This window comes from Proteus sp. fly-1008, assembly GCF_040140305.1.
Lineage (GTDB): Bacteria > Pseudomonadota > Gammaproteobacteria > Enterobacterales > Enterobacteriaceae > Proteus > Proteus vulgaris_B.
Genome location: NZ_JBEEWH010000002.1, coordinates 422,355 through 448,925, shown reverse-complemented (window position 1 = coordinate 448,925; position 26,571 = coordinate 422,355). Strand labels below are relative to the sequence as shown.

Genomic DNA, 26,571 nt, shown 5'->3' with positions numbered 1-26,571 from the left:
TAGGGAACTGCCAGGCATTAAATAAGACGAGAAAGCCAACCCAATGGGTTGGCTTTTTTGCGTTTGGGGTTTTTTAAATAGAAAAATATGCTATTTAGATGCCCCAATATAGGGCATTTTTATTATCAACTGAATAATTAACAAAGATTATAGCGAGAAAATGCAGCGAGTACTGTCCTTTCTGAAATTTCCAAATAGTCTTCCATAGCCATCGCCGCTTCCTGTGCTTTGCCATCCATTAACAGTATTAAAATCTGTTCGTTTTTCTCAATATAAGGCGCATGTAATAATTGAGGATCATTTAATAAACCGAATGCTAAACGTAATTCAGCTAAAATAAGCTGGTATTGCTTAAATAATCTGGGGCTATCAGAAAGCTCAGCGATAGCGGTATGAAAATGCATATTACAGGTTCCGACACCACTCCAATCCTGTTGTTCTTGAAACTTTTTTGCTTGATTGACACTATCTTGCATTCTAATAATAGCAGGGTGCATAGGATAAGAATGTCGCAATGCATCACACTCAATTAACCGCCTTACACGATAAATATCCATAATAGAGGCCATATCTGGCACTGAAACAAAAACACCACGATTAGGTTTATAAGTTAACAGCCCTTCTTGAGTCAGTACACGAAAAACCTCTCTCAAGGTATTACGAGATATCTCTAATGTTTCACTTAATGCGGTTTCTGAAAGTCTTTCACCGGGAGGTAATTCTCCTATAGTGATCTTTTGCCGAATAATATTGGCGACTTTTTGAGAAAGAATTTGTGGTGATGTTTTTTTCTGCATTATCTTCTGCTATTAGCTCAATAGAAACATCTATTCTATCAGTGAGCTTTACAATATATAACCTCTATTGTTGCTGTATGTTGTACTTATCACTCTCTACAATATCGCTTTCTGTTTCTTTTTATTAAAAAAATTAGTTTTTTTTTATCAATCTTTAATACTCAAATTTATTTTTCCTCATTTGAATGCACTATTTTTGTGCATCCAATTTTTGTATGCCTTATTTTCGTGCATTTTTGATACGAATAAATTATCCCGAATTGTCAACAAAATGTTAAAAATGCGATCTTCTTTGCACTTTTATCATCTCATATTTAAATCTATTTGCTTATTTATTCATCTATTATTATTAATTGTTCAACAATCTAATATCATATGATTAACAATCAACGATTCATGCTCAACAATGGCATGCAAATTGCCTTAGTAATAATAATTAAAATAATGATGATAAAGGGGGTAGCTTATGGCTACACAAGATTCTGCAAATACAGCTTCAACTTCGTTTATAAAAAGTAGACGTTCCTCTCTGATTGCCGCTATTTTTTTAATGGCAACTTCGGCAATTGGTCCTGGCTTTATTACACAAACAGCAACCTTTACGGCGACAATGGGTGCCGCATTTGCATTTGGGATCTTAGCATCGATCGTGATTGATTTTATTGTGCAACAGAGTATTTGGCGAGTGATCACGGTAACCAATATGCGCGCTTCAGATATTGCTAACAAAGCTATCCCGGGAAGTGGCTATTTGCTGGCAATATTAGTTATCTTCGGTGGTTTAGTTTTTAACATCGGTAATATTGCAGGTGCAGGTTTAGGGCTTAATGCGATGGTTGGACTAGATCCTAAATGGGGTGGGATCTTAAGTGCATTACTTGCGATCTATATTTTTTCTTCACGCAAAGCCAGTAATTTTATTGATCGTATGATTATCATTCTTGGTATTGTCATGATCTTGCTAACTGTTTTTGTCATGTTTGCTTCTAATCCACCTATTGGTGAAGCATTAAGACAAACAGTTTTACCTGACTCTATTAACTTTGCCACAATTACCACGATTGTGGGTGGAACAGTAGGGGGTTATATCTGTTATGCGGGTGCTCATCGCCTTCTTGATAAGGGAACGACGGGTATTGAGAATATTGAAGCGGTATCGAGCGCTGCAACAAAAGGTATCTTAGTTGTTGGATTGATGCGTTATATCTTGTTTCTTGCCATTTTGGGTGTTGTTGCCAGTGGTGTCACATTAGATATTTCTAGCCATGCAGCAAACCCTGCTTCACAAGCATTTCAACATGCCGCAGGTTTAACTGGGTTACGTATCTTTGGTCTTATTTTATGGGCGGCAGCTCTCACTAGTGTTATTGGTGCTGCTTACACTTCTATGTCATTTATCACTGTGTTTAAAAAAGGGATCACGGAGCGCCAACGTAATATCGCAACCATTATCTTTATTGCTGTTTCATTAGCTATTTATATGATGATGGGAACAGCGCCCGCTGCTTTATTAGTTTTTGCCGGTGGTTTTAATGGTCTGATTTTACCTATTGGTATGACACTGTTTATTTTTGTTGCATGGCGTCGCCAAGACTTAATGAATGGCTATAAATACCCAGCATGGTTGTTATGGTCAGGTATTTTAGTCTGTGTACTGACTTGGTATATGGGCATCATGTCAGTTGGTGCGATTTTCAACTACCTCAAGATTGCTTAAAGGAATAATAACAATGATAAATACTATCGATTTAAACAGTGATTTAGGTGAAAGTTTCGGACAATGGACAATGGGCAATGATAATGCGGTACTTGAAATAGTCAGTAGTGCCAATATTGCCTGTGGTTTTCATGCTGGCTCCCCTGATGGAATTTTAAGAACATTAAAAGCGGCAAAACTACATAATGTCTCGATTGGAGCTCATGTTGCCTATCCTGATTTAGTAGGTTTTGGCCGTCGTAATATGGATATTGCCAGTGATGAATTAACCGCTGATGTGATTTATCAAATTGGTGCTTTGCAAGGGCTAGCTAAAGCAGTAGGTTTGAGTGTGACTTATGTTAAGCCTCATGGTGCACTTTATAACACAATTGCTCATGATAAACGCCAAGCACTTGCTGTTATTGAGGCGATACTTGCCGTAGATCCTCAATTAGTATTAGTTGCTTTAGCGGGATCTCCCTTGATTACACTTGCAAAAGAGAAAGGGCTTCATGTAATAGCAGAAGCCTTTGCAGACAGAGCTTATCACGCTGATGGCACTCTGGTTTCTCGTAAAAAAGAGGGCGCAGTTTTACATGATCCGAAACGTGTTGCACAACGTATGTTACAACTTGTACAAGAAGGTGGTATTGAGTCTATAGAAGGTATTTTTACTGCTATAGAAGCAGATTCTATTTGTGTCCATGGTGATAGTCCTGACGCAGTCAATTTAGCTAAAAACGTAAAAGAAACTTTAATAAATAATGGTGTTGAAATTAAAGCATTTGCTCCAGCTTTATTGAAAAGTGAGGGGTAAATATGACAAATTTAATGAAAGCAACTGCTGATGCAATCGCCAAAGCACAAGAGGCTCGATTAGCAATTCGTCATGGTTTAGCTATACCAACAGCAGGTATGGCAAAAGGAATGACACAAGCAAATATGATTAGTTTGCCTCGTGATTGGGCATTTGATTTCCTACTTTATGCACAGCGCAATCCTAAAAGCTGTCCAATATTAGATGTTTGTGAATCAGGTAGTTATCGCACTGTTTTAGCGCAAGGAGCTGATTTACGTACTGATATTCCTCTTTATCGTGTTTGGGAAAATGGCAAATTAGCGGATGAAATTACAGATGCTACAGCCATTTGGGCACAACAGCCTGATCTCGTGACATTTCTTATTGGCTGTAGTTTTACTTTTGAAACGCCGATGTTAGAAGCGGGCATTGAAATTCGACACATCACGGATAACTGCAATGTTCCAATGTATAAAACCAATCGCTTATGTCGCCCAGCAGGACGATTAGAAGGCGAGTTAGTTGTTTCAATGCGTCCTATTCCTTCAGATAGAATTGCTGATGCAGTAATGATAAGTGGTCGCTTTCCTTCGGTACATGGTGCTCCTGTCCATATTGGTTCCCCTGAAGCGTTAGGTATCAAAGACATAATGTCACCAGATTTTGGTTCACCAGTGAGAATTGAAGACGGTGAGATCCCTGTGTTTTGGGCTTGTGGTGTGACACCACAAGCGGCGGTGATGCGCTCAGGTGTTCCTTTTGCACTTAGCCATGCTCCTGGGCATATGTTTATTACCGATGTGCCCGATGCAGCTTATCACGTATAAGGGAGGAAGATACTTTGCGCTTTTTACCGGTTAACTTATCCCATTTACTTGTTGAGCTTTCCTCTCTAAAAGAGACGCTTGCGTTGTATGAATCCGTTAAACAAGCGGATATTGTTGCTATTCAAGATATTGTGCCCGCAGCGAAAACGCTCTTAATTCACTATACTCCGTGGCTAATCACGGCTGAAGAACTTGTTATTCAGCTCCGACAATTAGAAATCAAAGCGGTATCAGCACGTCAAGCACAATCATTAACGATCCCTGTTCATTACCAAGGGGAAGATCTTCATGAAGTGGCTGAATTATTAGGTATAACCACAAATGATGTGATCCGAAGACATACCGAACAAACCTATCAAGTGGCATTCACCGGTTTCGCGCCGGGCTTTGCTTATCTGATCGCTGATGAAACTGAGCTCTATGTACCTCGGCGTAAAACTCCTCGCACACGGATCCCAGCAGGTTCTGTCGGATTAGCTGGTGAATTTAGTGGTGTCTATCCACAACAAAGCCCAGGTGGTTGGCAATTAATCGGAACTACGGAAATAAAAATGTGGGATCTTTCCCGCAAACAACCTGCCTTTTTATTGCCAGGAAATGAAGTGCATTTTATTGATGCACAAAAAGCACCAATAACAGTTTCATTACCTGAAAAAAAATTAGCAGTAACTTCCTCTCTCTCATTAAATGATAAAGGCTTATATGTCATTTCGGCAGGGTTGCAGACATTATTTCAAGATGAAGGACGAATTGGTGCTGCATCAATGGGAGTTTCCGCTTCTGGTGCACTAGATAAACCTGCTTTACATGCGGCTAATCGTTTGGTGGGGAATCCGACAACTTTCGTGGCACTTGAGATAACTCAAGGTGGATTAAGGCTTAAAGCGCGACAAGATTGTGTTATTGCTTTAACTGGGGCGGATTGTTCTATTTTACTAAAACATGAGTCGGGAGAGAGTGAATATCTATCAAGCTATCAACCTATTGATGTTCGTTGTGGTGATGAAATTATTTTAGGCATACCAACAACAGGGGTACGTAGCTATCTTGCTGTGAGAGGTGGGTTTGAATTACCTAAAGTTTTAGGTAGTTATGCTTTTGATACTTTAGCGCAAATTGGGCCTAGTGCACTGCAAGAAGGAGATGTTCTTCACCTTAACAACGACAGCACATCAAACCGCATTATTGTTGAGGAGCAACCAATATTAACACTGCCAAAACAAGGAGATACCGTCACGCTTGATATTGTTTTAGGCCCTCGTACTGACTGGTTTACCGCGGATGCAATAAAGACGCTGACCTCTCAATTATGGCAGGTCACACCACAATCTAATCGTATTGGTTTACGTTTATTAGGCGAAACGCCTCTTACACGTGAGCAACAACAAGAATTATCAAGTGAAGGTACCTGTATTGGTGCAATACAAGTGCCAATTAATGGGCAGCCTGTTTTGTTTCTTAACGATCACCCATTAACGGGGGGCTATCCTGTTATTGGTGCTGTCGCTGAATATCACTTACCACTCGCAGGGCAGATCCCTGTTAACGCTAAAATTCGTTTTAATCCAATTACCGAATTTCAAGAATATTGATAGGAGAATGCCACTCATGACAACAATTAACCAAAAACAACGAGTGAAGCATCGAGTACTTATTGCAAACCGAGGCGAAATCGCAGTTCGTATCATTCGTGCTTGTCAGGATTATGGTGCCACTTCAATTGCTATTTATGCGAATGATGATATTGATGCACTGCACGTTCGTCTTGCTGATGAAGCTTATGGACTCAATGGTAATTTACCGAAAGAAAGCTATTTAGATATCAACAAAATTATTGATATTGCTAGTAAAGCTAAAGCGACGATGATCCATCCGGGCTATGGTTTTCTTTCAGAGCGAGCGGATTTTGCAAAAGCGGTACAAGAAGCCGGATTTATTTGGGTTGGGCCAAATCCTGAAACGATTGAAGTTCTTGGCGATAAAGTGAAAGCACGTAAAATTGCACAGTCAGTTGGTGCTCCTTTAGTTAATGGCACTGCTGATCCTGTTAATAATGCCAAAGAAGTATTAGATTTTGCTAAGCAATATGGTTTACCCGTTGCGATTAAAGCTGCTTTTGGTGGTGGTGGACGAGGCTTAAAAATTGCCCATAAAATGGAAGAAATTGAAGAACTTTATCATTCGGCAGTACGAGAAGCTGTCACGGCATTTGGTCGTGGCGAATGTTATGTTGAACAATTCTTAGATAAGCCTCGTCATATCGAGGCGCAAATTATCGCAGATAAATTAGGCAATGTCGTCGTCGTCGGAACACGAGATTGTTCACTACAACGTCGTAATCAAAAGTTGATTGAAGAAGCGCCTGCACCTTATTTAAATGATGAACAACGCCAACGTATTCATCAATCAGCCAGTGATATTTGTGCTAAAGCGGGATATATAGGGGCTGGTACAGTTGAGTTTTTATTAAGTGCAAATGGCACTATCTCATTTTTGGAAGTCAATACCCGTTTACAAGTAGAGCATCCAGTTACAGAAGAAACCGCAGGTATTGATCTAGTTATCGAGCAGTTACGTATTGCTGAAGGTTTACCACTAAGTGTTGATAAAACTCCCGTCCCGCGCGGTCACTCTTTTGAATTTAGGATTAATGCGGAAGATCCCACCAAAGGTTTTTTACCTACACCTGGTTTAATTACACATTTTTCTCAGCCTTCAGGCCCTGGTGTGCGAGTTGATAGTGGTGTTGCTGAAAATAATCAGGTTTCACGTCAATTCGATTCAATGATGGCCAAACTGATAGTGACGGGTACAACTCGCGAACAAGCCATTGCTCGTGCTCGTCGAGCATTATCTGAATTTAAAATAGAAGGCGTGGCAAGTGTATTACCTTTCCATTGTGAAATGATGGAACAAGATGACTTTGTTGAAAGTTTTAAAGTGCATACTCGTTGGATTGAAACTGATTTTCAGGCAAAAAATATCCATTTTCCTCGTAGTACACCAGCAAAAAATGAAGAACTTGTACGTACCTTTATTGAAATTGATGGCCGTCGTCATGAACTTGCTTTGCCTGCTCAATTACTGTCACTCTCTGCGGTAATACCAACAGCCATCAGTGCTAATCATGAGAAAGAAGAGAATGAAAATGCTGTGATAGCGCCAATCTCTGGCATATTACATAGCTGGATCTTATCTGATGGTGATAAAGTTAAAGAAGGTGATGTCATTGCCATTATGGAAGCGATGAAAATGGAAGTTCAGGTAGTCGCATCTCGTGACGGGGTATTACAGCAAAAAGCCAAAACAGGCGATTACTTTTCAGCAGAAACCATTTTAGCTGAAATAAATTAAGTACGTTAAAGAATTAATACATTGATTAATAAGAATAATACCTGTCTTTAATCTTATCCCTTTAATATGAGTAAATTTCGTATTAAAGGGTTTTTTATAATAACTTTATTTATATATTTATTTGTTATATCTAATTCCTTTTGGTTATAAGTTATTTTGCCTATAATCTAGGCTCGCTAAATTATCAGCAAAAGGAAATAAGATGTTACTCGTCTCACAACTGCTTATCGGCGCTGCAATAGGGTTAGTTATTACAACGACCGGAGTTGGCGGAGGCGTTATTTTATTGCCTGTTCTTATTTATCTTTTTGGAATGAATGCATTAGCGGCTGTGGCAACAGCTAATTTGTTATCTATGCTAATGAAACTCTCGTCTTCTTATATCCATTTTCGTTTAGGTAATATTCCATTAAAACCCGCATTATTAATTTTAGCGATCATGTTTCCTGCAACTTTTTTAGCAAGTTATGGGGTGACGTGGTTGGGATCGCAACCTCAATATTACGATCGTGTTGAATCTGGTATTAATATTTTAATGATCGTTGCCATTGTATTTTCATTGGTCTTGTTTTTACAACGAATGATAAGAAGATCAACAGGTTCAGATCCTTTAATTTCTTTGCCACCATCTTCATCTGTTACTTTTTCTTCCTTATTTGTACCAGGAATGAGTGCAGGGTTTGTGCTTGGAGCAACGGGAGTAGGGGGGGGATTAGTCGTATTGCCTGTATTAATGCGTTTTGCACAAATGGGGATTAAAGAGGCGATTGGTACCTCTATTTTTATTACAACCATTCTTTCGGGGGGCTCCGCTATCGCTTATAGTGCTGGTGGCTATACCGACGTACATACCGCACTTATTCTCTGTTTAGGCTCATTACTTTCTATTCCGCTAGCACGCTATCTTTTAGCATATTTATCAGAGCGTTTTTTCCAATACTTAACACTGTCTTTTATTCTGATCAGCATCATGATGATGAGTTGGAAGTTAATAAATTAACTTAATGTAATATCGAGTGAGTCAATTTTTCTCTTATTACCTTTCGTTAGACTAAACTAATTGATCATTATTAGATTAATTCTTAAGAGTAAGTAGAAACGAGATGAACATTAAAATAGGTGATGAATTTTTAGTTTATATGGCGCTAGGTGAAGAAAGCTATATGAAAGAATATTATCGTGTTGTTGAATTAGATACTCAGCTTTCTCAAGTAACAGGTAAGTTACTCAAAAGAACAACGGCTGATGATAAAAACATGGGTTTAGGTCGTTGTGAGTTAGAGGGCGGTATTGAGCAATTTGCCTTAGAAGATATCTATCCTGTTAAAGAGTGATCTTAATTGCAGATCACTCTTCTTAATTCGCTTGTCGTTTAGGCTACAGGCGCATTTTCAGGTAATGCAGATTTCGGTAAACCAAATACTTTGTCAAATATCCAGTTATAAACGAAAGTATAACAAGGGATAATGATGATCAGCGCAAAATCCATCACTAACGCTTGCCATAACGAAACATTAAGCCACCATGCAATTAACGGAATTAAATAGAGTACTAGTGTTAGCTGAAATCCAATTGCATGTACAATACGACGTCTAAAAGTTCGAATTCTTGAAATCTGCCGACTTTCCCAAAATTCAAACATACAGTTATAAATAAAATTCCAACTCACCGCGATTGTTGTTATCACAAGTGCTAATGGGCCAGTTACTGCTGTTGAGCTATCGGCCAAAAGAGCAAGTCCAACGGATGAAATAACCCACCCAAAAATCTCATAAGCTGTCACGTAGACAATTTTTCGTTTGATACCTTGCATTGTGCTCTCTTTTTTCTGTGGATTAGTGTTGTTAAGCATCGTAAGATAAATCAGCAAGAATGACAGAAAAAGTCAGCTAATATCAATTTAACTGAAACATCAGGAGTGAACATGCAGTTTTCAAGTGAACATATTGCGATATTTTTAGCCGTGATGGATAAGGGATCTTTTTCTGCGGCAGCTCGTTCATTAAAACGCGTTCCTTCCGCAGTCAGTATGGCGATTGCCAATATGGAAGCTGAATTAGGTTATGCACTTTTTGAGCGCTCATCACGGGAGCCTCAGCCAACCGAAAAAGCCAAAGCACTTGAACCTCATGCCAGAATGATCGCAGAGCAATTAAAATTATTACAAGTGCATGCTCAAGAGCTTTCAATGGATCTCGAAAGTGTCTTAAATATTGGTGTTGCAGCTGATATTAATCCTGATTATTTATTACCTGCGTTATCTGAATTAACGCAACGTTATCCATTACTTAATGTGAATGTGATAACCGCGGCACAAGATGACATTATTGAGATGTTACATTCACATAAAATTCAATTGAGCCTAGTTTATGGGGGGTTGTATGTGAACGGTGATGAGCAATTTCAATATCTCGGTTCTGAGTCATTAGTGGCAACGATCTCTGCAAGTCATATTGCATTAGCACACCCATCTGGCGTATTTATTGAAGATTTAGTGAATGTTCGCCAAATTATGATCGCAAGTCATACCAAAGAGTTGAGGGATGAGCGCTCATTAGTGGCTACGAATTATTGGCAAACGGATAGTTTTCAAATGGCATTAGGCATGGTTGAAGCAGGAATGGGATGGGGTAATTTGCCATATTCGTTGATTTATACTCAATTGCAAAAAGGTAAATTAAAACAACTTCAGTTTAAAAATACGAAAAATGAGTTGCGATTGCCTATTCATGCCATGTGGTTAAAAGGGGAGTCGTTACAAAAAGGGGCGAAAGAGTTAGTTGAGCTAATGAGAACTCATCAGCCCATTGTGCCTAATTTTGATTAATCGACACGTTGTTGATGAACCCAAACGGCAACTTCAACGCGAGATTTTAGCTTCATTTTTTTCAGTAAGTGTTTAACGTGTACTTTGACCGTACTTTCTGTGATATCAAGTTTACGTGCGATCATTTTATTGGATAGCCCTTGTGCTATTAGTTTTAAAATATCACGTTCACGCGGGGTGAGCTGTTCAATATCACGCTCACCTTCAGAACGATCTTCACGTAATGATTCAGCTAAAATAGGCGTTAATGCAGGGCTGACAACCATTTTTCCGGCAGCCGCCTGTTTAAGTGCCGCAAGTAATTCTTCAGGTTCCATATCTTTTAGAAGATAACCATCAGCACCACGTTTTAGTGCTGTTACTAAGTCATCACTGTAATTTGAGACACTAAAAACCACGATCCTGCCTGACAATGATTTTAATCGCAGTTGATCGAGTGTTTCAAAGCCGTTCATTCCTGGCATATTTAGATCGAGTAAGATTAAATCGGGATCGAGTTCCTCTGCTAATTTTACACCTTGTAGCCCATCACCCGCTTCCCCAACGACAGTTAATGTTGCATCAAGACTTAAGAGTTGTTTTACGCCATTGCGTAACATTGGATGATCATCAATCAGTAAAATTGTCGCTTTTTCTGTGGGTGGAACCATATTATTCATTACGACTTGCTCCATTTTGGACAGGATCTTTATGAGTAGTTATTAATGGAAATTTAACAAACACTTGAGTACCGCCCTGTTCACGTACTTTTATAGTATAAGAACCATTTAGGCTATTTGCGCGCTCTCGCATAATAATAAGACCATAATGATTTAATTTTTCAGGGTTAGGGCTAATTCCTTCACCATTATCATTAATTTTTAGTTCTACTTGCCCATTATTAAGGCTTAAAGAGACTTCAGCCCAGTTTGCATTGGCATGTTGCAAAATATTATTTAATGCTTCACGTACAATTTGAACAACATGGATGCTTTGATGTGAATTGACACATTTTGCTGGTAGCTGATAATCAAAATTAATAGCAAAACCAAGGCGCTGATTAAATTCATTGAGTGTGCTTTCTAGTGCAGCAAGCAATCCAGGCTCTGTGAGTTTTAAACGAAATGTCGTTAATAATTCTCTTAATTGTCGATATGCGACATTCAGTTCTTCACGCATCTCTTTAAGTAATTTTTGGCAATTATCTGGAAGGGTCTCAGACTGCATTTGCAAATAGCTAACCTGCATTTTTAAACATGATAACGATTGTGCAATTGAGTCATGCAATTCACGTGCAATCGCTGAGCGCTCATCCATCAATAGTAGCTGTTGCTGTTGCTCGTTTTGTTGTTCCATTGCCAGCATTGCCGAAATTTGTTTTGTGAGTAATAACATGAGATTTTTTTGCTCATCACTCAACACCATATTTTCAGGTAATTGCATAACAAACAATCCATAACGATGGATCTGATCGGCGAGTTCCCAATGCAGTAGTTCACTATGTAGTGGTGTTTCGGTAAAAGAAGTTTCTTCACAACGTTCGCACTCTCTATCAGGGCAATGCTCTGGGCGAGATTTTGGCGCTAAACTAATTTCATTAAACAACGTGTGGTGATTATCTTCATATAAACGTATTTGCAAATAAGCATCAGGAATAATTTGTTGAAGCTCAAATAATATTTGTCTTAATCGAGCGCAAAGAGGCGTGGGTGAATGCAATTGTTGACTTGAATGATAGAGGTAAGAGAGTACTTTATTCTTTTGTTGTAAATCGTGAGTTTTCTCAACCACTCTTTTTTCTAGCTCGCTATAAAGTGTAGAAAGCTCTTCTGACATAGTATTAAGTGCAATACCGAGTGTGGCGATTTCATCGTGATGTGTGCGTTGGTGAAAGCGGGCAGAAAAATTACCATGACCAATTGAGTTCGCCATTGCCATTAATTGCTGCCAAGGGTGAAGTAAACGGCGACGGAAATGCCAAACAGAGCCAAATAACAATAACAGTGTGAGTGCAGTGAAAATCAGCTGCGTATAAGCTACCAACCTTATTTTTTGTTCTGTTAACTGATCTATGCTTAAGACTAATTTGTCTAACTGAGAAACAAACAAGGCGACTTCTTGTTTTGCATCATCTCGTTGTTGTGCATAGAGCAAGGTTGGTTTTAAGGTTTCCTTCCAGTATGTATTTAATTGAGCATATTGTGATTGTAACGATGCATTACTCAGGACTTGAAGTAACTCATTGCTGTCTAAATCGGTTTCTAATTCATGAAGGTAATAACGATGTTGTTCATCTAGGGGTAAAGCAGATAGTAAGCGATAGCTTTGCATTCGTAGCGATCCAGACTTATTAATCGCATGAGCATTACCTTGTACGCTCAAAATAATATGGTTAGAAATCGCCATGCCTACCACACCCAATAGAGTGAAAAGTAACATTAATATCGCAATTTGATTAATAATTGAAAAACGGTAGTGCCATTGGACTTTATGAGTACTCATCGTTATTTTTCCAAATTTATTCTGGCGCTATATTGCCTTAAAAACTCATCAAATGTCACATACTACTAAAGTATTACCCCTAAATAGCCAGTAGGTGTAATTTCACTTACAAAGTATAGTGTTTTTTATTTAACTTGTTAATTTAAAATGAAAAATTAAGACTAACCCTATTAATACTTAGGTGTGAATAATACAATCAGTCTAAAAATCAAACAAAACCTTGCTTGATGCAGATCATGACTTATTAACAAATCTAATCGTAAAAAGGTGCCAATCTAACCGTTAATCGAGGTTGTTATGGCACTCACTCAACACCCAGAAAAAATGAGAAAAGGGGTGATCGAAGATTGGCATCCTGAAGATAAAGCTTTTTGGGAAAAGACTGGTCAAAAGATCGCTTCACGCAATTTATGGATTTCTGTTCCTTGTTTACTTTTATCGTTCTGTGTATGGATGCTTTTTAGTGCCGTTGCAGTAAATTTGAATAAAGTAGGTTTTAACTTTACCACAGATCAGTTATTTATGCTGACAGCATTACCTTCGGTATCTGGCGCTATTTTGCGCGTTCCTTACTCTTTTGTTATTCCTATCTTTGGTGGTCGTCGCTGGACAGCAATCAGCACGGTATTTCTGATTATTCCTTGTATTTGGCTGGGTTTTGCAGTGCAAGACACGACAACGACCTATTCAACCTTTATTGTCATTTCTCTATTATGTGGGTTTGCTGGGGCAAACTTTGCATCCAGTATGGCAAATATCAGCTTTTTCTTTCCTAAAGCACGTCAAGGTGGTGCATTAGGATTAAATGGTGGATTAGGTAATCTGGGTGTCAGTGTTATGCAGTTAGTCGCACCATTAGTGATTGGTGTTGGCGTTTTTGCAATGTTTAGTGGTCCGGGTGTTGTTCAGCCAGATGGTTCACGTTTATGGTTAGAAAATGCCGCGTGGATTTGGGTTCCTTTCTTACTTATTCTGACATTTGCGGCATGGTTTGGTATGAACGACCTTGCGGCGAATAAAGCCTCTTTAAGCCAGCAATTACCCGTTTTAAAACGTGGTCACCTCTGGTTATTAAGTATTTTATACCTGTGTTCTTTTGGTTCATTTATCGGTTTTTCAGCGGGTTTTGCGATGTTATCTAAAACCCAATTCCCAGATATCATTATTTTACATTATGCCTTCTTTGGGCCTTTATTAGGTGCCTTAGCTCGCCCTGTCGGTGGCGCTTTGTCTGATAAATTTGGGGGGATTAGAGTCACGCTGATTAACTTTATCATCATGGCAATTTTCTCTGCTCTACTTTTCTTAACACTACCTGAAAACGGTGCTGGTGGCTCATTTATCGCGTTTTATGGCGTCTTTATGGTGCTGTTTTTAACCGCAGGTTTAGGTAGTGGTTCTACATTCCAAATGATTGCAGTGGTGTTTAGAAAAATTACTGTTGACCGTATGAAAGCACAAGGTGCTTCCGATGAAGCTGCTCAAAAAGAAGCGGTAACAGAAAGTGCGGCTGCGCTTGGTTTTATCTCTGCAATTGGTGCAATTGGGGGCTTCTTTATTCCTAAAGCCTTTGGCACATCACTTGCAATGACTGGCTCACCTGCCGGAGCCATGAAAATCTTTGTTCTATTTTATATCGCCTGCGTCTTGATCACTTGGTTGGTCTATGGACGTAAACACAATAAACAATAATGACGAATTATACGCAATGTGAGAGCGCTCGCGCGCATTGGGAGAGTATCTGATGAGTAAGTTTCTCGATAGATTCCGCTATTTTAAACAACTTGGCGATAGCTTTTCAAAGGATCATGGCCAAGAATTAAATGTTAATCGTGACTGGGAAGATGGTTATCGTAGTCGCTGGCAACATGACAAAATTGTCCGTTCTACTCATGGTGTTAACTGTACAGGCTCATGTAGCTGGAAAATTTATGTCAAAAATGGGTTAGTAACTTGGGAAACCCAACAAACGGATTACCCACGTACACGCCCTGATTTACCCGATCATGAACCTCGAGGTTGCCCTCGTGGTGCAAGCTATTCATGGTATTTATACAGCGCAAACCGCGTTAAATATCCTATGGTGCGTAAACGCTTAATTAAATTATGGCGTGAAGCGAAAGCACAACACAGTGATCCTGTCGATGCTTGGGCTTCAATTATCAGCTCGCCAGAAAAAACAAAAAGCTATAAACAAGCACGCGGTCGTGGTGGTTTTGTTCGCTCTTCATGGTCTGAAGTGAATGAAATTATTGCCGCTTCTAACGTATTTACAGCTAAAGAATATGGTCCTGATCGTATTATCGGCTTTTCGCCAATTCCGGCAATGTCGATGGTGTCATACGCTGCGGGTGCGCGTTATTTATCTCTTATTGGCGGGGCATGTTTAAGTTTTTACGATTGGTATTGCGATTTACCACCCGCATCACCAATGACATGGGGTGAGCAAACAGACGTTCCTGAATCAGCGGACTGGTATAACTCTTCTTATCTGATTGCATGGGGCTCTAACGTACCGCAAACACGTACTCCAGATGCCCACTTCTTTACAGAAGTTCGCTACAAAGGAACAAAAACCGTTGCGGTTACACCGGATTACGCTGAAATCGCTAAACTGTGTGACCAATGGTTAAATCCAAAACAAGGTACTGACAGCGCAATGGCAATGGCGATGGGACACGTTATTCTTAACGAATTCCACGTTAAACGCCAAACTGAATACTTTAGTAACTACGTGCGCACTTACACTGACATGCCAATGTTAGTGATGTTAGATAAACATGATTCTGGCAATTTAGTTGCGGGTCGCATGCTACGTGCTTCTGATTTAGTGAACAATCTTGATCAGGAGAAAAACCCAGAGTGGAAAACCATTGCTATTGATGAGAAAACACAGCAACTGGTTGCTCCTCAAGGTTCAATGGGCTTTCGTTGGGAAGGGGCTGCTAAATGGAATCTAGAGCCTAAAGACGGTAAAAGTGGCGAAGAAGTCACTTTACAATTGGGGCTTCTAGAGAGCCACGATGATGTTGTTGATGTTGCATTTCCTTACTTTGGTGGCATTAAGAGTGAATACTTTGAAGGTGTTGCCCTTGATGATGTTCTCGTTCATAAACTGCCAGCTAAGCGTATTACACTTGCGAATGGCGAAGAAAAATACGTTACAACTGTCTATGACTTGTTATTAGCAAACTACGGTATTGATCGTGGCTTAAATGATGAAAACTGCGCATCAAATTATGATGAAATCAAAGCATATTCACCAGCATGGGCAGAAAAAGTTACAGGCGTAAACCGTCAAGATATCACCCGTATTGCGCGTGAATTTGCAGATAATGCAGAAAAAACGCATGGTCGTTCTATGGTGATTGTAGGTGCAGGTATTAACCACTGGTATCACATGGATATGACCTATCGCGGTATTATCAACATGCTGATTTTCTGCGGTTGTGTCGGGCAAAGCGGTGGCGGTTGGGCACACTATGTTGGACAAGAAAAATTACGTCCACAAACAGGTTGGTTGCCTTTAGCCTTTGGTCTTGATTGGCAACGTCCACCTCGTCATATGAACAGTACATCGTTCTTTTATAATCACTCCAGTCAGTGGCGTTACGAGACCGTATCACCAACGGAGTTATTATCACCATTAGCGGATAAATCACGCTTTAGTGGTAGCTTGGTTGATATGAACGTGCGTTCAGAACGTATGGGGTGGTTACCATCGGCGCCTCAATTAAACTTAAACCCTCTGACTATTGCGAAAAAAGCCCAAGAGGCAGGCGTTAGTGCCACTGACTATACCGTTAATGCATTGAAATCAGGTGAAATCCGTTTTGCTTCAGAGCAACCTGATAACCCACAAAACTTCCCTCGTAATTTATTTATTTGGCGTTCTAACTTATTAGGTTCGGCGGGTAAGGGACATGAGTATTTACTGAAATACCTGCTAGGTACAGAGAACGGGTTACAAGGTAAAGATTTAGGCGAGCAAGGTCAAGTTAAGCCACAAGAAGTGGAATGGCAAGATAAAGGTGGTGAAGGTAAAGTTGATTTAGTGGTGACTTTAGACTTCCGCATGTCAAGTACCTGTCTTTTCTCAGATATCGTTTTACCAACCGCAACATGGTATGAAAAAGACGATATGAATACTTCGGATATGCATCCATTTATTCACCCATTAACGGCAGCCGTTGATCCTGCTTGGGAGTCTAAAACAGACTGGGAAATCTATAAAGGTATCGCTAAAACCTTCTCTAAATTGTGTGTAGGCCATTTAGGGGTTGAAACCGATTTAGTGACATTACCTATTCAACATGACTCTGCTGCTGAAATGGCACAGCCTTTCGATGTAAAAGATTGGAAAAAAGGTGAATGTGACCTTATTCCGGGTAAAACAGCACCACACCTTATTCCTGTTGAGCGTGATTATCCAAATACTTATGCTCGCTTTACCTCACTTGGCCCTCTGATGGATAAATTGGGTAATGGCGGTAAAGGGATCAGTTGGAATACACAAACAGAAGTCGATTTCCTGAAAAAACTCAATCGTGTTCGTCATGATGGCGCAGCAAAAGGGCGTCCAGCGATTGAAACGGCAATTGATGCTGCTGAAGTTATCCTCTCTTTAGCGCCTGAAACTAATGGTCAAGTGGCTGTAAAAGCGTGGGATGCACTAAGTAAAGTGACTGGACGTGATCACACGCATTTAGCCAAAGTGAAAGAAGACGAAAAAATTCGTTTCCGCGATATCGTTGCTCAACCTCGTAAGATTATCTCAAGCCCTACATGGTCTGGTCTTGAAGATGAGCATGTCTCTTATAACGCTTGTTATACCAACGTTCACGAGATGATCCCTTGGCGTACGTTAAGTGGTCGCCAGCAGTTGTATCAAGATCACGAGTGGATGCGTGCTTACGGTGAAAGCTTAGTGGTTTATCGTCCACCAATTGATACCAAAGCGATTGATGCGGTTAAGGGTAAAAAACCAAATGGTTTCCCTGAAAAAGCGCTGAACTTCCTGACTCCTCACCAAAAATGGGGTATTCACTCAACTTATAGCGATAACTTACTAATGTTAACACTAGGTCGTGGTGGCCCCGTAGTGTGGCTAAGTGAAGATGATGCTAAAGAGATGGGAGTTAGCGATAACGATTGGGTTGAAGCGTACAACAGTAATGGTGCGTTAACGGCAAGAGCCATTGTCAGTCAACGTATTCCTGATGGCATGATTTATATGTATCACGCACAAGAGCGTCAAATAAACCTACCCGGCTCAGAAGTGACGGGAATGCGTGGTGGTATTCACAACTCTGTGACGCGTGTTTGCCCTAAACCAACCCATATGATTGGTGGATACGCTCAATTAGCTTATAGCTTTAACTACTACGGTACTGTTGGCTCTAACCGTGATGAGTTTGTTGTGGTGCGTAAGATGAAACAGATTGATTGGCTTGATGGTGAAGGTGATGCTTATCAACAGACCCTGAATGGACAGGAGAAGGCATAATGAAAATTCGTTCACAAGTCGGTATGGTACTCAACCTCGACAAATGTATCGGTTGCCATACCTGTTCAGTAACCTGTAAAAACGTATGGACTAGCCGTGAAGGTGTTGAATACGCATGGTTCAATAACGTTGAAACAAAACCAGGTACAGGGTACCCACAAAATTGGGAAGACCAAGAAAAGTGGAAAGGCGGCTGGATCAAAAATATCAAAGGTAAATTAGTGCCAAGAATGGGTAACCGTGTTGGTCTGTTATCTAAGATTTTTGCCAACCCTGATGTCCCCGCATTAGATGATTATTATGAGCCATTTGATTACGACTATGAGCATTTGAAAAATGCACCAGAAGGCTCATTGCCGACAGCACGTCCTCGCTCGCTGATCACTGGTCAACGCATGACTAAAATCGAAAGAGGTCCAAACTGGGAAGATGATTTAGGTGGCGAATTTAGCAAACGTGCTGCGGATAAAAACTTCGCCAACATGCAAAAAGAGATGTATGGACAGTTTGAAAATACATTCATGATGTATTTACCACGTTTATGTGAACACTGCCTAAATCCTGCTTGTGTGGCGACCTGCCCAAGTGGTGCGATTTATAAACGCGCTGAAGATGGCATTGTGCTTATCGACCAAGATAAATGCCGTGGGTGGCGCATGTGTTTAACTGGGTGCCCATACAAAAAAATCTACTTCAACTGGAAAAGTGGTAAGTCAGAAAAATGTATTTTCTGCTATCCACGTATTGAAGCTGGTCAGCCAACACTGTGTTCAGAAACTTGTGTAGGGCGTATTCGTTATCTGGGTGTAATGCTGTATGACGCAGATAAAATCTCACAAGCTGCCAGTGCGGATAATGAAAAAGATTTATACCAAAGCCAGTTAGATATCTTCTTAGATCCTTTTGATCCAGAAGTTATCAAAGCGGCAGAAGAACAAGGTATTCCATTAAGTGTGATTGATGCAGCACAGCGTTCACCTGTCTACAAAATGGCAGTGGATTGGAAGCTCGCATTGCCATTGCATCCAGAATACCGCACCTTACCAATGGTTTGGTATGTACCACCTTTGTCACCAATTCAATCTGCTGCTGATGCAGGGGTGTTACCACATACAGGCGTTCTGCCTGATGTAGAAAGCTTGCGTATTCCAGTTCAGTATTTAGCCAATTTACTGACGGCTGGGGATACTGCACCAGTATTATTAGCACTAAAACGAATGTTAGCGATGCGTCATTACAAACGTGCTGAAACCGTAGAAGGAAAAACTGATTTAAGTGCGTTAGAGCAAGTCGGTTTAACTGAAGCACAAGCACAAGAGATGTATCGTTATCTTGCTATTGCAAATTATGAAGATCGCTTTGTTATTCCATCAAGCCATAGAGAACTTGCAAGAGAGGCTTTTCCAGAACGTAATGGTTGTGGTTTTAGCTTTGGTGATGGTTGCCATGGCAGTGATAGCAAATTTAATTTGTTTAATAGTCATCGCATCGATGCGATTGATATCACTTCAAGAACACCTCAGGATGAACGTCGTTCAGAGGAGAAAATATAATGATTTCTCTGAAAGTTATTTCTCATCTCTTAGATTATCCCACACAAGAGTTGTGGGATAACCGTGGCGAGCTTATTGATGCATTACAGGAGGCCGATGAGCTTCCTGTGACTCAAGTTGCAAAATTGATGGCGTTTATTCACGCTTTAACGCAACAAGAGTTATTAGATGCGCAATCTAACTACAGTGAGCTTTTTGATAGAGGTCGAGCTCGGTCACTGTTGTTATTTGAACATGTTCATGGTGAATCTCGCGATCGTGGTCAGGCAATGGTTGATCTGTTAAATCAATATCAACAAGCGGGGATCACATTAAGTAGCCGTGAACTCCCTGACTATTTGCCTACTTACCTTGAGTATTTAACACTTTTACCTACAACCGAGTGTATTGAAGGGCTAAACAATATTGCTCCTATTTTGGCACTGTTAGGTGAGCGTTTAAAACAGCGAGGCAGTGATTATCACGCTCTCTTTGATGTATTACTTTGTCTTTCACAAAGCGGACTAGAAGCATCACAACTCACTGCTCAAGTAGAAAAAGAGCCTTTAGATGATACCCCAGCGGCGTTAGATGCAGTATGGGAAGAAGAACAAGTGACGTTTCTTGGAGAAGGTACACAATGTGGCAGTAGCAATATTAGCCAACATCAGCGTCGTTTTGCACAAGAAACCGCAGTTCAATATCTCAATGTGGGGAATTCTTTGAATACGGGAGCACAAAAATGAATTACATCAATATGTTATTTTTTGATATCTATCCCTATATTGCTGGTGCCGTTTTTATTATCGGTAGCTGGTTACGCTATGATTACGGTCAATACACTTGGCGTGCAGGCTCTAGCCAGATGCTAGACAAGAAAAATATGCGATTGGCTTCTAATTTATTCCACGTTGGGATCATCGGTATTTTTGCAGGGCATTTTTTAGGTATGTTAACGCCACACTGGATGTATGAATCATTCCTGCCTATTGAATATAAACAAATTATGGCGATGGTGGGGGGAGGTACTTGTGGTGTGTTAATGCTGGTGGGGGGCGTGATGTTATTAAAACGCCGTTTAACCAATCCACGAGTGAGAGCCACATCTTCATTTGGTGACATTATGATTTTAACGCTGCTGGTTATTCAAGTGGCATTAGGTCTACTAACAATTCCATTCTCAGCACAACATATGGATGGTAGTGAAATGATGAAGCTGGTGGCATGGGCACAATCTATTGTGACATTCCATGGTGGTGCTTCAGCAAATCTTGAAGGTGTTGCATGGGTATTTAAACTGCATATTTTCTTAGGAATGACGATTTTCTTATTATTCCCATTCTGTCGATTAGTCCATATTTGGAGCGTACCTGTTGAGTACTTAACTCGTCGCTATCAAATTGTCCGTAATCGTCATTAATGAGATCCATCTCCTGATAGTAAGTTAGAGACCTTTTAGTTGCGCTTATCTCACCCCCGCCCGCGGGGGTTTTTTTATTTCTTTTTCCTGTCCTAAAACATCAACAAATTTTTTGAACGGTTAGAGCAATAATCTTTAGATTCATTTAAGAATGATTGCACTTATAATTCTTTTCAACGAAACGAATAAATTTATATAAACAAATAAGCAGTTAATTAAGTATCGTGATATTCAATTAAATTTTAAGTTTGCAATAGATTGTTTATTATTAATAAGTACATTTAAATGTAAATTTAAAAGGATCTGAATATCGTCATATAAATTTGGTGCTATGATTTAATTGAGTCTTACCTCTATTATATTATCGGAGATTATTATGAGCTTTAAATATCATCGTATTGATAAAAATAATGCCGCTGTTTTGTTGGTAGACCATCAAGCCGGATTACTCTCTTTAGTGAGAGATATCGAGCCAGATAAATTCAATAATAATGTATTAGCATTAGCCAATGCTGCTAAATACTTTAATTTACCTACCATTTTGACTACCTCATTTGAAAATGGCCCTAATGGCCCTTTAATGCCTCAACTTGTTGAGATGTTCCCTGATGCACCTTATATAGCTCGCCCCGGACAAATTAATGCTTGGGATAATGAAGATTTTGTAAAAGCAGTTAAAGCAACAGGTAAAAAACAACTAATTATTGCTGGTGTTGTGACTGAGGTTTGTGTCGCATTCCCTGCATTATCAGCACTTGAAGAAGGTTTTGAAGTATTTGTTGTCACAGATGCTTCAGGGACTTTCAATTCAATCGCACGTGATTCAGCGTGGGACAGAATGTCAAAAGCGGGTGCTCAATTGATTAACTGGTTTGGTTTGGCTTGTGAATTACACCGTGATTGGCGTAATGATGTCGAAGGATTAGGTACACTGTTTGCTAACCATATTCCAGACTATCGTAACCTTATGACAAGTTATAATGCATTAACAAAAAAGTAATCGATTAATTTAAGTTTTTCCTAAAAATAGGGCTTATATTATTTTTCGGTAAGTATAATTTAATGAAAATAAAATTTATTAAATTATAGATATAAGCCCCTAATTAAATTAACAAATGGATCAGAAATGAAAAATAAGCTATTAAAAACAACCGCTATTGCAATGGCATTAAGCGTAGGTGTTGCACAAGCAGCTGAATATAAAGCAAGTACAGCAGAAGGCCCAATTAAAATAGTTAACTTAAAAGCCATGGAAGCACAAGTTCAGGCGAATATGGAAAAAGGGGCTTTTGGTTATATTCGTGGTGGTGCAGAAGACGAAAATAATTTACGTTCAAATACGACTGCTTTTGATAAAAAATATATTATGCCTCGTTCATTACAAGGCATCGAATTTTCTGACATAAATCTAAAAACAGAATTTCTAGGTATTAAATTAGATACGCCTATTATTCAGGCGCCGATGGCGGCTCAAGGGCTTGCTCATCAACAAGGCGAAGTTGCCACAGCAAGAGGTATGGCGAAAGCGGGTTCTATTTTCTCATTAAGTACTTATGGAAATAAAACCATCAAAGAAGTGGCTGATGCTCAACCAGGTTATCCGTTCTTCTTCCAGCTCTATATGAGCAAAAATGATGCCTTTAATGAGTATATTTTATCTCAAGCAAAACAGTATGGCGCTAAAGGTATCATTATGACTATCGACTCTTCTGTTGGTGGTTATCGTGAAGATGATGTGAAAAATAATTTCCAATTTCCACTCGGCTTTGCCAACTTAGAAGCGTTTGCAAAAATCAGTGATGATAAATCTAAAACAGGTAAAGGTGCGGGTATTAGCGAAATTTATGCACAAGCTAAACAAGCCTTCACACCAGCAGATATTCAGTATGTGAAAAAAATGTCTGGTTTACCGGTCATTGTAAAAGGTATCGAATCACCTGAAGACGCAGATACTGCTATTAAAGCCGGTGCAGATGCAATTTGGGTTTCTAACCATGGTGGTCGTCAATTAGATAGCGCACCCGCAACCATTGATGTATTACCTGCGATTGCAAAAGTGGTGAATAAACGTGTTCCTATTGTCTTTGACAGTGGTGTTCGTCGTGGCTCTCATGTATTTAAAGCATTAGCAAGTGGCGCAGACGTTGTTGCAGTAGGTCGTCCAATTCTTTATGGTTTAAATTTAGGTGGTGCTGAAGGTGTGAATTCAGTTATCCAACATTTAAATAAAGAATTAAGAATTAATATGATGTTAGGTGGCGCGAAAACAATAAAAGATATTCAATCTACTCCACTTTATACTGAAGCAAGTTTTAATCAATAATTAAAAATGTATTAAAAAAATAAAATGAACCGCACTTAAATTAAATGTTAAGTGCGGTTTTATTTTTATATAAAAATAAATCTATAAATTATAGTGTCATGTTTTTATATCACTATTTTTATAATGGATTATCAAATGGATAGAAGCGTTTGGTCATAAGGTCTCTAATATATTAGGAAGTTATGCAAAGCACGGGTTTGAAGCATTATCTCAATATGATAGCAATCAAGATAATAGAATTGATAAGAGCGACATAATCTGGTCTTCTTTAAATCTATGGATAGATAAAAATATTGATGGAAAAACAGATGCTGATGAATTGATTAAGATTGAGTGCTCAGGTATAGAATCAATAGATTTAAATTATAAGAAAAATGGCGTTATAGATGAAAATGGAAATCAAATTTTATTAACAAGCACTGTTATATGGAATGATGGCCGTCATACTGAAATTTCCGATATCGTATTTAATACACATATTTCTTCTCAAAAGAATAATACCTTACTTAATAGTGATGATATATGGTTATGAAAAATAGATGGATTAAAATCATTTTTTTTAGTACGGCAATTATGTTAAGTGGAAACACAATGGCTGATATTCTTGTTCCTGATAAAGTTTATTCACATGATCCCGATTTTCTAGCATCGTCCAACATAAAAATGCCAAATACAAAAGATGAATTTTATAGTTTAATAAAACTTGCTGATGATGGTAATAGTGAAGCTAATTGGATGGTTTCAGTTATTTATCAGCAAAGTGGTAATAATGTTGAAGCTGAAAAATATTACCAACGCTCTATTGATCGACAAGATGATTACATGGGGCCATCAGCTGTAAATTTAGGTTATATGTATGATAAAAACAATAATATTAAAAAGGCAATGGAATTATTTCATCAAGCAGGTGATGCGGGTTATTATGGCGGTTATCAAGCAGTAGGTACTGAGTATTTTTTAGGGCGTGATATACCGTTAGATTTTGAAAAAGCAAGGTTTTATTATAAGAAGGCCGCAGAATTAGGATGTTATGAATGTCAATATTATATTGACAACTGGGATGGAGTTGTACAGTTAAAAATGAAAGATTTAAAAATAGAAAAATAAAACAATAAAACAATAAAACAATATATATACTTATGATAATAAAAACCCCATGCTCAATATCAAGCATGGGGTTTTGTCTATTGGTTATTACGAAAATTTAATTTTGGGTTGATGGCATATCACCAAAACAGAGGTTATTTTGATTATTAATACCACCATCTGACGATGAATAACCTAAGCAACCTAACATCGAATCAAAAATATTGTGATGATAGAACGTGCGCTCTGCATCTTGATTACGTTTTAGATTATCAAATAACTGTTTATTTTCAGGCTCAGCTAAATAACTATCCGACATCCAAACTAAGAAAGGCACCTTAAATTGTTCTGGTGGTGCAATTTCTTTTGGTGTGCCGTGTAAGCCACCTTTCTCTGAAATAGATTCACCGTGATCGGAGGTATAAAACACAATGGCTTTCTTATCGCGTAATGTGTCGAGTATGCCATCAATAAAATAGTCGGTATAAAGAATCGAGTTATCATAAGCATTCACTAATTGTTCTTTAGTACATTCATCATCCACATTTAAACATTCAGGTTGATATTTTTTGAATGACTCAGGATAACGCTGAGAATACATAAAGTGAGAACCTTTCGTATGTAGAATCACTAAATGGTTTCCTTTAGGATAATTAGCGACGGCATTCGCCGTTTCAGCAATTAATAAGGTGTCATCTAGCTCTTTACCGAAGTTGCTGTTTTTCGCGGTCATCATCTCTTTCATTGCATAGTTGTTTAAATCAAGTTTATTGTAAAACCACAGCTCACTTTGCATTGAAAAAAGTTCTGATGTCATTCCTAACTGTTTCAGAACTGAGAAAATATTGTTCTCTTTTAATGTACGCTGGTCGTTACTTTCGGTCCCATCTTCACGAACAAACATACATTTTAGCGAAAGTTTGGTTGCGGTATCACAAGAAATACCTTTAAAGGCAACAAGATTTTTCTCTTGGCTTAATAGAGGATTTGTTTGACGCTCATATCCTAACAACCCCATATGATCCCATCTTGCGGTCTCACCAATAATAAAGACAACATATACATCTTCATTAGCTTTTGATGGTTGATAGGTGAAATGATCGGCTGGATTAAAAATATTTTGGTTATTAAAGGTATCGTCATATTGCGTTATAGCATATTGAAAGAGTGGAATAATCCAGTTTGTTGGCAAATACGCATAACTTAAGCCACCACTATAACTTGGTAGATCCAAATTATTTTTTATTTCATAGGCTTTTTGTCTTGAATCGAGTGTTTTTAAATAGGCAAAAACAGCCAGTGCAATCACTAGCATTTTTACGGTATTTTTTATCCAGATTTCTTTCTTTTGTTGTGTAGTGAGATTTTTTTCTGGTTTCTTACATAGCCAAATAAGCGCTAAGGGCAAAATAGATAAGCCAATAATCCAAATAATCACATTTGGGCTGACCAGCTCTTTAGATAAATCGGTATCTGTGGTGAGTGTTGAAATGATAATACCGTATCCAATGACGACGTCATAAAAAGAAATATAGTAACTCGCACAGACACTGACAACGAGAATAAAAGAGGCGACTACTTTAAAAAATAGAGAGCCAAAAAAAGAAATAAGTCGTAATAAGAAGAAAGTAAAAGCAATATTAACGGCAATTTCACCTAGAATATATAATGCATCAATGAGGGGGTTGTTTGTGTTCTGTGTGCCGTATCGGCCAATGTAAACGGAAATATTAAGAAAAAAACCAAGATAGATAGCTAAAAAAAGGGCAATATTTTCTTTCGAAAACCTTAAAAACTTTAATTTTTGCATGTTCAATTATTATCAAAATGTATGGTGTAGAGGTCTTTATGACCGCGAAGTTGTTTTCAGGTTCAGTATTATGTGCTTTTTTTTATTGAAGTTTAAAAATTTTTTATTTG

The 26,571-nt window shown here is 38.8% G+C and carries 22 protein-coding genes; 17 read left to right on the top strand and 5 right to left on the bottom strand.

The features are described from left to right. Positions 1-137 precede the first annotated feature (137 nt). Positions 138-797: a GntR family transcriptional regulator gene (locus ABN256_RS06545; RefSeq protein ID WP_072069862.1), complete on the bottom strand. Its 660-nt coding sequence runs from the start codon at positions 795-797 to the stop codon at positions 138-140. A gap of 466 nt (positions 798-1,263) precedes the next feature. On the opposite strand from ABN256_RS06545, the gene ABN256_RS06540 reads away from it, so the two are divergent. The 7 genes from ABN256_RS06540 to ABN256_RS06510 all read left to right on the top strand — a co-directional run bounded on the left by ABN256_RS06540 (position 1,264) and on the right by ABN256_RS06510 (position 8,810). Next, positions 1,264-2,514 carry an NRAMP family divalent metal transporter gene (locus tag ABN256_RS06540; protein WP_196554896.1) on the top strand — a complete coding sequence of 417 codons (1,251 nt, stop codon included), beginning with the start codon at positions 1,264-1,266 and terminating at the stop codon, positions 2,512-2,514. 13 nt (positions 2,515-2,527) lie between these two features. Next, a complete protein-coding gene (locus tag ABN256_RS06535; RefSeq protein WP_349439277.1) occupies positions 2,528-3,313 on the top strand; it encodes a LamB/YcsF family protein in 786 nt (261 codons plus the stop codon). A gap of 2 nt (positions 3,314-3,315) precedes the next feature. Continuing rightward, positions 3,316-4,122 carry a putative hydro-lyase gene (locus ABN256_RS06530; protein ID WP_196554895.1) on the top strand — a complete coding sequence of 269 codons (807 nt, stop codon included), beginning with the start codon at positions 3,316-3,318 and terminating at the stop codon, positions 4,120-4,122. A 14-nt stretch (positions 4,123-4,136) separates the two neighbouring features. After that, positions 4,137-5,714 carry a 5-oxoprolinase subunit B/C family protein gene (locus tag ABN256_RS06525; protein ID WP_197269597.1) on the top strand — a complete coding sequence of 526 codons (1,578 nt, stop codon included), beginning with the start codon at positions 4,137-4,139 and terminating at the stop codon, positions 5,712-5,714. Between the two features lie 16 nt (positions 5,715-5,730). Next, positions 5,731-7,476 (top strand): acetyl/propionyl/methylcrotonyl-CoA carboxylase subunit alpha, encoded by a 1,746-nt coding sequence (locus tag ABN256_RS06520; protein WP_349439276.1) that lies wholly within the window; start codon positions 5,731-5,733, stop codon positions 7,474-7,476. Positions 7,477-7,678: 202 nt separating this feature from the next. After that, complete coding sequence (locus ABN256_RS06515) at positions 7,679-8,476, top strand: sulfite exporter TauE/SafE family protein (RefSeq protein ID WP_196554892.1); 798 nt, start codon at positions 7,679-7,681, stop codon at positions 8,474-8,476. Positions 8,477-8,579: 103 nt separating this feature from the next. Continuing rightward, complete coding sequence (locus tag ABN256_RS06510) at positions 8,580-8,810, top strand: hypothetical protein (RefSeq protein ID WP_072069856.1); 231 nt, start codon at positions 8,580-8,582, stop codon at positions 8,808-8,810. Between the two features lie 38 nt (positions 8,811-8,848). Here the strand turns inward: ABN256_RS06510 and ABN256_RS06505 are convergent, their stop codons facing one another. Beyond that, on the bottom strand, positions 8,849-9,289 hold the full coding sequence (locus tag ABN256_RS06505) for a PACE efflux transporter (RefSeq protein WP_196554891.1): 441 nt from the start codon (positions 9,287-9,289) through the stop codon (positions 8,849-8,851). Between the two features lie 111 nt (positions 9,290-9,400). On the opposite strand from ABN256_RS06505, the gene ABN256_RS06500 reads away from it, so the two are divergent. Beyond that, entirely contained in the window at positions 9,401-10,303 is a 903-nt protein-coding gene (locus tag ABN256_RS06500; protein WP_340894911.1) for a LysR family transcriptional regulator, read from the top strand. Here the strand turns inward: ABN256_RS06500 and narL are convergent. Next, a complete protein-coding gene (narL, locus tag ABN256_RS06495; RefSeq protein ID WP_082151816.1) occupies positions 10,300-10,953 on the bottom strand; it encodes a two-component system response regulator NarL in 654 nt (217 codons plus the stop codon). The genes ABN256_RS06500 and narL overlap by 4 nt on opposite strands. 1 nt (position 10,954) lies before the next feature. After that, entirely contained in the window at positions 10,955-12,784 is a 1,830-nt protein-coding gene (gene narX, locus ABN256_RS06490; protein WP_196554889.1) for a nitrate/nitrite two-component system sensor histidine kinase NarX, read from the bottom strand. Between the two features lie 297 nt (positions 12,785-13,081). Between narX and ABN256_RS06485 the strand changes: the two genes are divergently transcribed. The 9 genes from ABN256_RS06485 to ABN256_RS06450 all read left to right on the top strand — a co-directional run bounded on the left by ABN256_RS06485 (position 13,082) and on the right by ABN256_RS06450 (position 24,672). Further along, on the top strand, positions 13,082-14,476 hold the full coding sequence (locus ABN256_RS06485; RefSeq protein WP_072069851.1) for a NarK family nitrate/nitrite MFS transporter: 1,395 nt from the start codon (positions 13,082-13,084) through the stop codon (positions 14,474-14,476). 52 nt (positions 14,477-14,528) lie between these two features. Next, positions 14,529-18,290 carry a nitrate reductase subunit alpha gene (locus ABN256_RS06480; RefSeq protein WP_196554888.1) on the top strand — a complete coding sequence of 1,254 codons (3,762 nt, stop codon included), beginning with the start codon at positions 14,529-14,531 and terminating at the stop codon, positions 18,288-18,290. Next, the gene (gene narH, locus ABN256_RS06475; protein WP_072069849.1) at positions 18,290-19,843 is read left to right on the top strand and encodes a nitrate reductase subunit beta; all 1,554 of its coding nucleotides are present in this window, start codon (positions 18,290-18,292) and stop codon (positions 19,841-19,843) included. The genes ABN256_RS06480 and narH overlap by 1 nt, the downstream gene beginning before the upstream one ends. After that, a complete protein-coding gene (gene narJ / locus ABN256_RS06470) occupies positions 19,843-20,568 on the top strand; it encodes a nitrate reductase molybdenum cofactor assembly chaperone (protein ID WP_072069848.1) in 726 nt (241 codons plus the stop codon). The genes narH and narJ overlap by 1 nt, the downstream gene beginning before the upstream one ends. After that, positions 20,565-21,242: a respiratory nitrate reductase subunit gamma gene (narI, locus tag ABN256_RS06465; RefSeq protein WP_109409196.1), complete on the top strand. Its 678-nt coding sequence runs from the start codon at positions 20,565-20,567 to the stop codon at positions 21,240-21,242. The genes narJ and narI overlap by 4 nt, the downstream gene beginning before the upstream one ends. A gap of 376 nt (positions 21,243-21,618) precedes the next feature. Then, positions 21,619-22,242 (top strand): isochorismate family cysteine hydrolase YcaC, encoded by a 624-nt coding sequence (gene ycaC, locus ABN256_RS06460; RefSeq protein ID WP_072069846.1) that lies wholly within the window; start codon positions 21,619-21,621, stop codon positions 22,240-22,242. Between the two features lie 126 nt (positions 22,243-22,368). Further along, positions 22,369-23,565 carry a lactate oxidase gene (locus ABN256_RS06455; RefSeq protein WP_196554887.1) on the top strand — a complete coding sequence of 399 codons (1,197 nt, stop codon included), beginning with the start codon at positions 22,369-22,371 and terminating at the stop codon, positions 23,563-23,565. Between the two features lie 127 nt (positions 23,566-23,692). Continuing rightward, entirely contained in the window at positions 23,693-24,097 is a 405-nt protein-coding gene (locus ABN256_RS19185) for an SPM autocatalytic domain-containing protein (protein WP_502929689.1), read from the top strand. Between the two features lie 59 nt (positions 24,098-24,156). Then, positions 24,157-24,672 (top strand): tetratricopeptide repeat protein, encoded by a 516-nt coding sequence (locus ABN256_RS06450; protein WP_197269592.1) that lies wholly within the window; start codon positions 24,157-24,159, stop codon positions 24,670-24,672. Between the two features lie 97 nt (positions 24,673-24,769). On the opposite strand, the gene eptB is transcribed toward ABN256_RS06450, so the two are convergent. Then, entirely contained in the window at positions 24,770-26,461 is a 1,692-nt protein-coding gene (gene eptB / locus ABN256_RS06445; RefSeq protein WP_196554885.1) for a kdo(2)-lipid A phosphoethanolamine 7''-transferase, read from the bottom strand. Positions 26,462-26,571: the final 110 nt, after the last annotated feature.

Excerpts from the sequence above, each read along its gene's own strand:
- ABN256_RS06545 (WP_072069862.1), bottom strand. The coding sequence starts at position 797 with ATGCAGAAAAAAACATCACCACAAATTCTTTCTCAAAAAGTCGCCAAT.
- ABN256_RS06540 (WP_196554896.1), top strand. The coding sequence starts at position 1,264 with ATGGCTACACAAGATTCTGCAAATACAGCTTCAACTTCGTTTATAAAA.
- ABN256_RS06535 (WP_349439277.1), top strand. The coding sequence starts at position 2,528 with ATGATAAATACTATCGATTTAAACAGTGATTTAGGTGAAAGTTTCGGA.
- ABN256_RS06530 (WP_196554895.1), top strand. The coding sequence starts at position 3,316 with ATGACAAATTTAATGAAAGCAACTGCTGATGCAATCGCCAAAGCACAA.
- ABN256_RS06520 (WP_349439276.1), top strand. The coding sequence starts at position 5,731 with ATGACAACAATTAACCAAAAACAACGAGTGAAGCATCGAGTACTTATT.
- ABN256_RS06515 (WP_196554892.1), top strand. The coding sequence starts at position 7,679 with ATGTTACTCGTCTCACAACTGCTTATCGGCGCTGCAATAGGGTTAGTT.
- ABN256_RS06510 (WP_072069856.1), top strand. The coding sequence starts at position 8,580 with ATGAACATTAAAATAGGTGATGAATTTTTAGTTTATATGGCGCTAGGT.
- ABN256_RS06505 (WP_196554891.1), bottom strand. The coding sequence starts at position 9,289 with ATGCAAGGTATCAAACGAAAAATTGTCTACGTGACAGCTTATGAGATT.
- ABN256_RS06500 (WP_340894911.1), top strand. The coding sequence starts at position 9,401 with ATGCAGTTTTCAAGTGAACATATTGCGATATTTTTAGCCGTGATGGAT.
- narL (WP_082151816.1), bottom strand. The coding sequence starts at position 10,953 with ATGGTTCCACCCACAGAAAAAGCGACAATTTTACTGATTGATGATCAT.
- narX (WP_196554889.1), bottom strand. The coding sequence starts at position 12,784 with ATGAGTACTCATAAAGTCCAATGGCACTACCGTTTTTCAATTATTAAT.
- ABN256_RS06485 (WP_072069851.1), top strand. The coding sequence starts at position 13,082 with ATGGCACTCACTCAACACCCAGAAAAAATGAGAAAAGGGGTGATCGAA.
- ABN256_RS06480 (WP_196554888.1), top strand. The coding sequence starts at position 14,529 with ATGAGTAAGTTTCTCGATAGATTCCGCTATTTTAAACAACTTGGCGAT.
- narH (WP_072069849.1), top strand. The coding sequence starts at position 18,290 with ATGAAAATTCGTTCACAAGTCGGTATGGTACTCAACCTCGACAAATGT.
- narJ (WP_072069848.1), top strand. The coding sequence starts at position 19,843 with ATGATTTCTCTGAAAGTTATTTCTCATCTCTTAGATTATCCCACACAA.
- narI (WP_109409196.1), top strand. The coding sequence starts at position 20,565 with ATGAATTACATCAATATGTTATTTTTTGATATCTATCCCTATATTGCT.
- ycaC (WP_072069846.1), top strand. The coding sequence starts at position 21,619 with ATGAGCTTTAAATATCATCGTATTGATAAAAATAATGCCGCTGTTTTG.
- ABN256_RS06455 (WP_196554887.1), top strand. The coding sequence starts at position 22,369 with ATGAAAAATAAGCTATTAAAAACAACCGCTATTGCAATGGCATTAAGC.
- ABN256_RS06450 (WP_197269592.1), top strand. The coding sequence starts at position 24,157 with ATGGCTGATATTCTTGTTCCTGATAAAGTTTATTCACATGATCCCGAT.
- eptB (WP_196554885.1), bottom strand. The coding sequence starts at position 26,461 with ATGCAAAAATTAAAGTTTTTAAGGTTTTCGAAAGAAAATATTGCCCTT.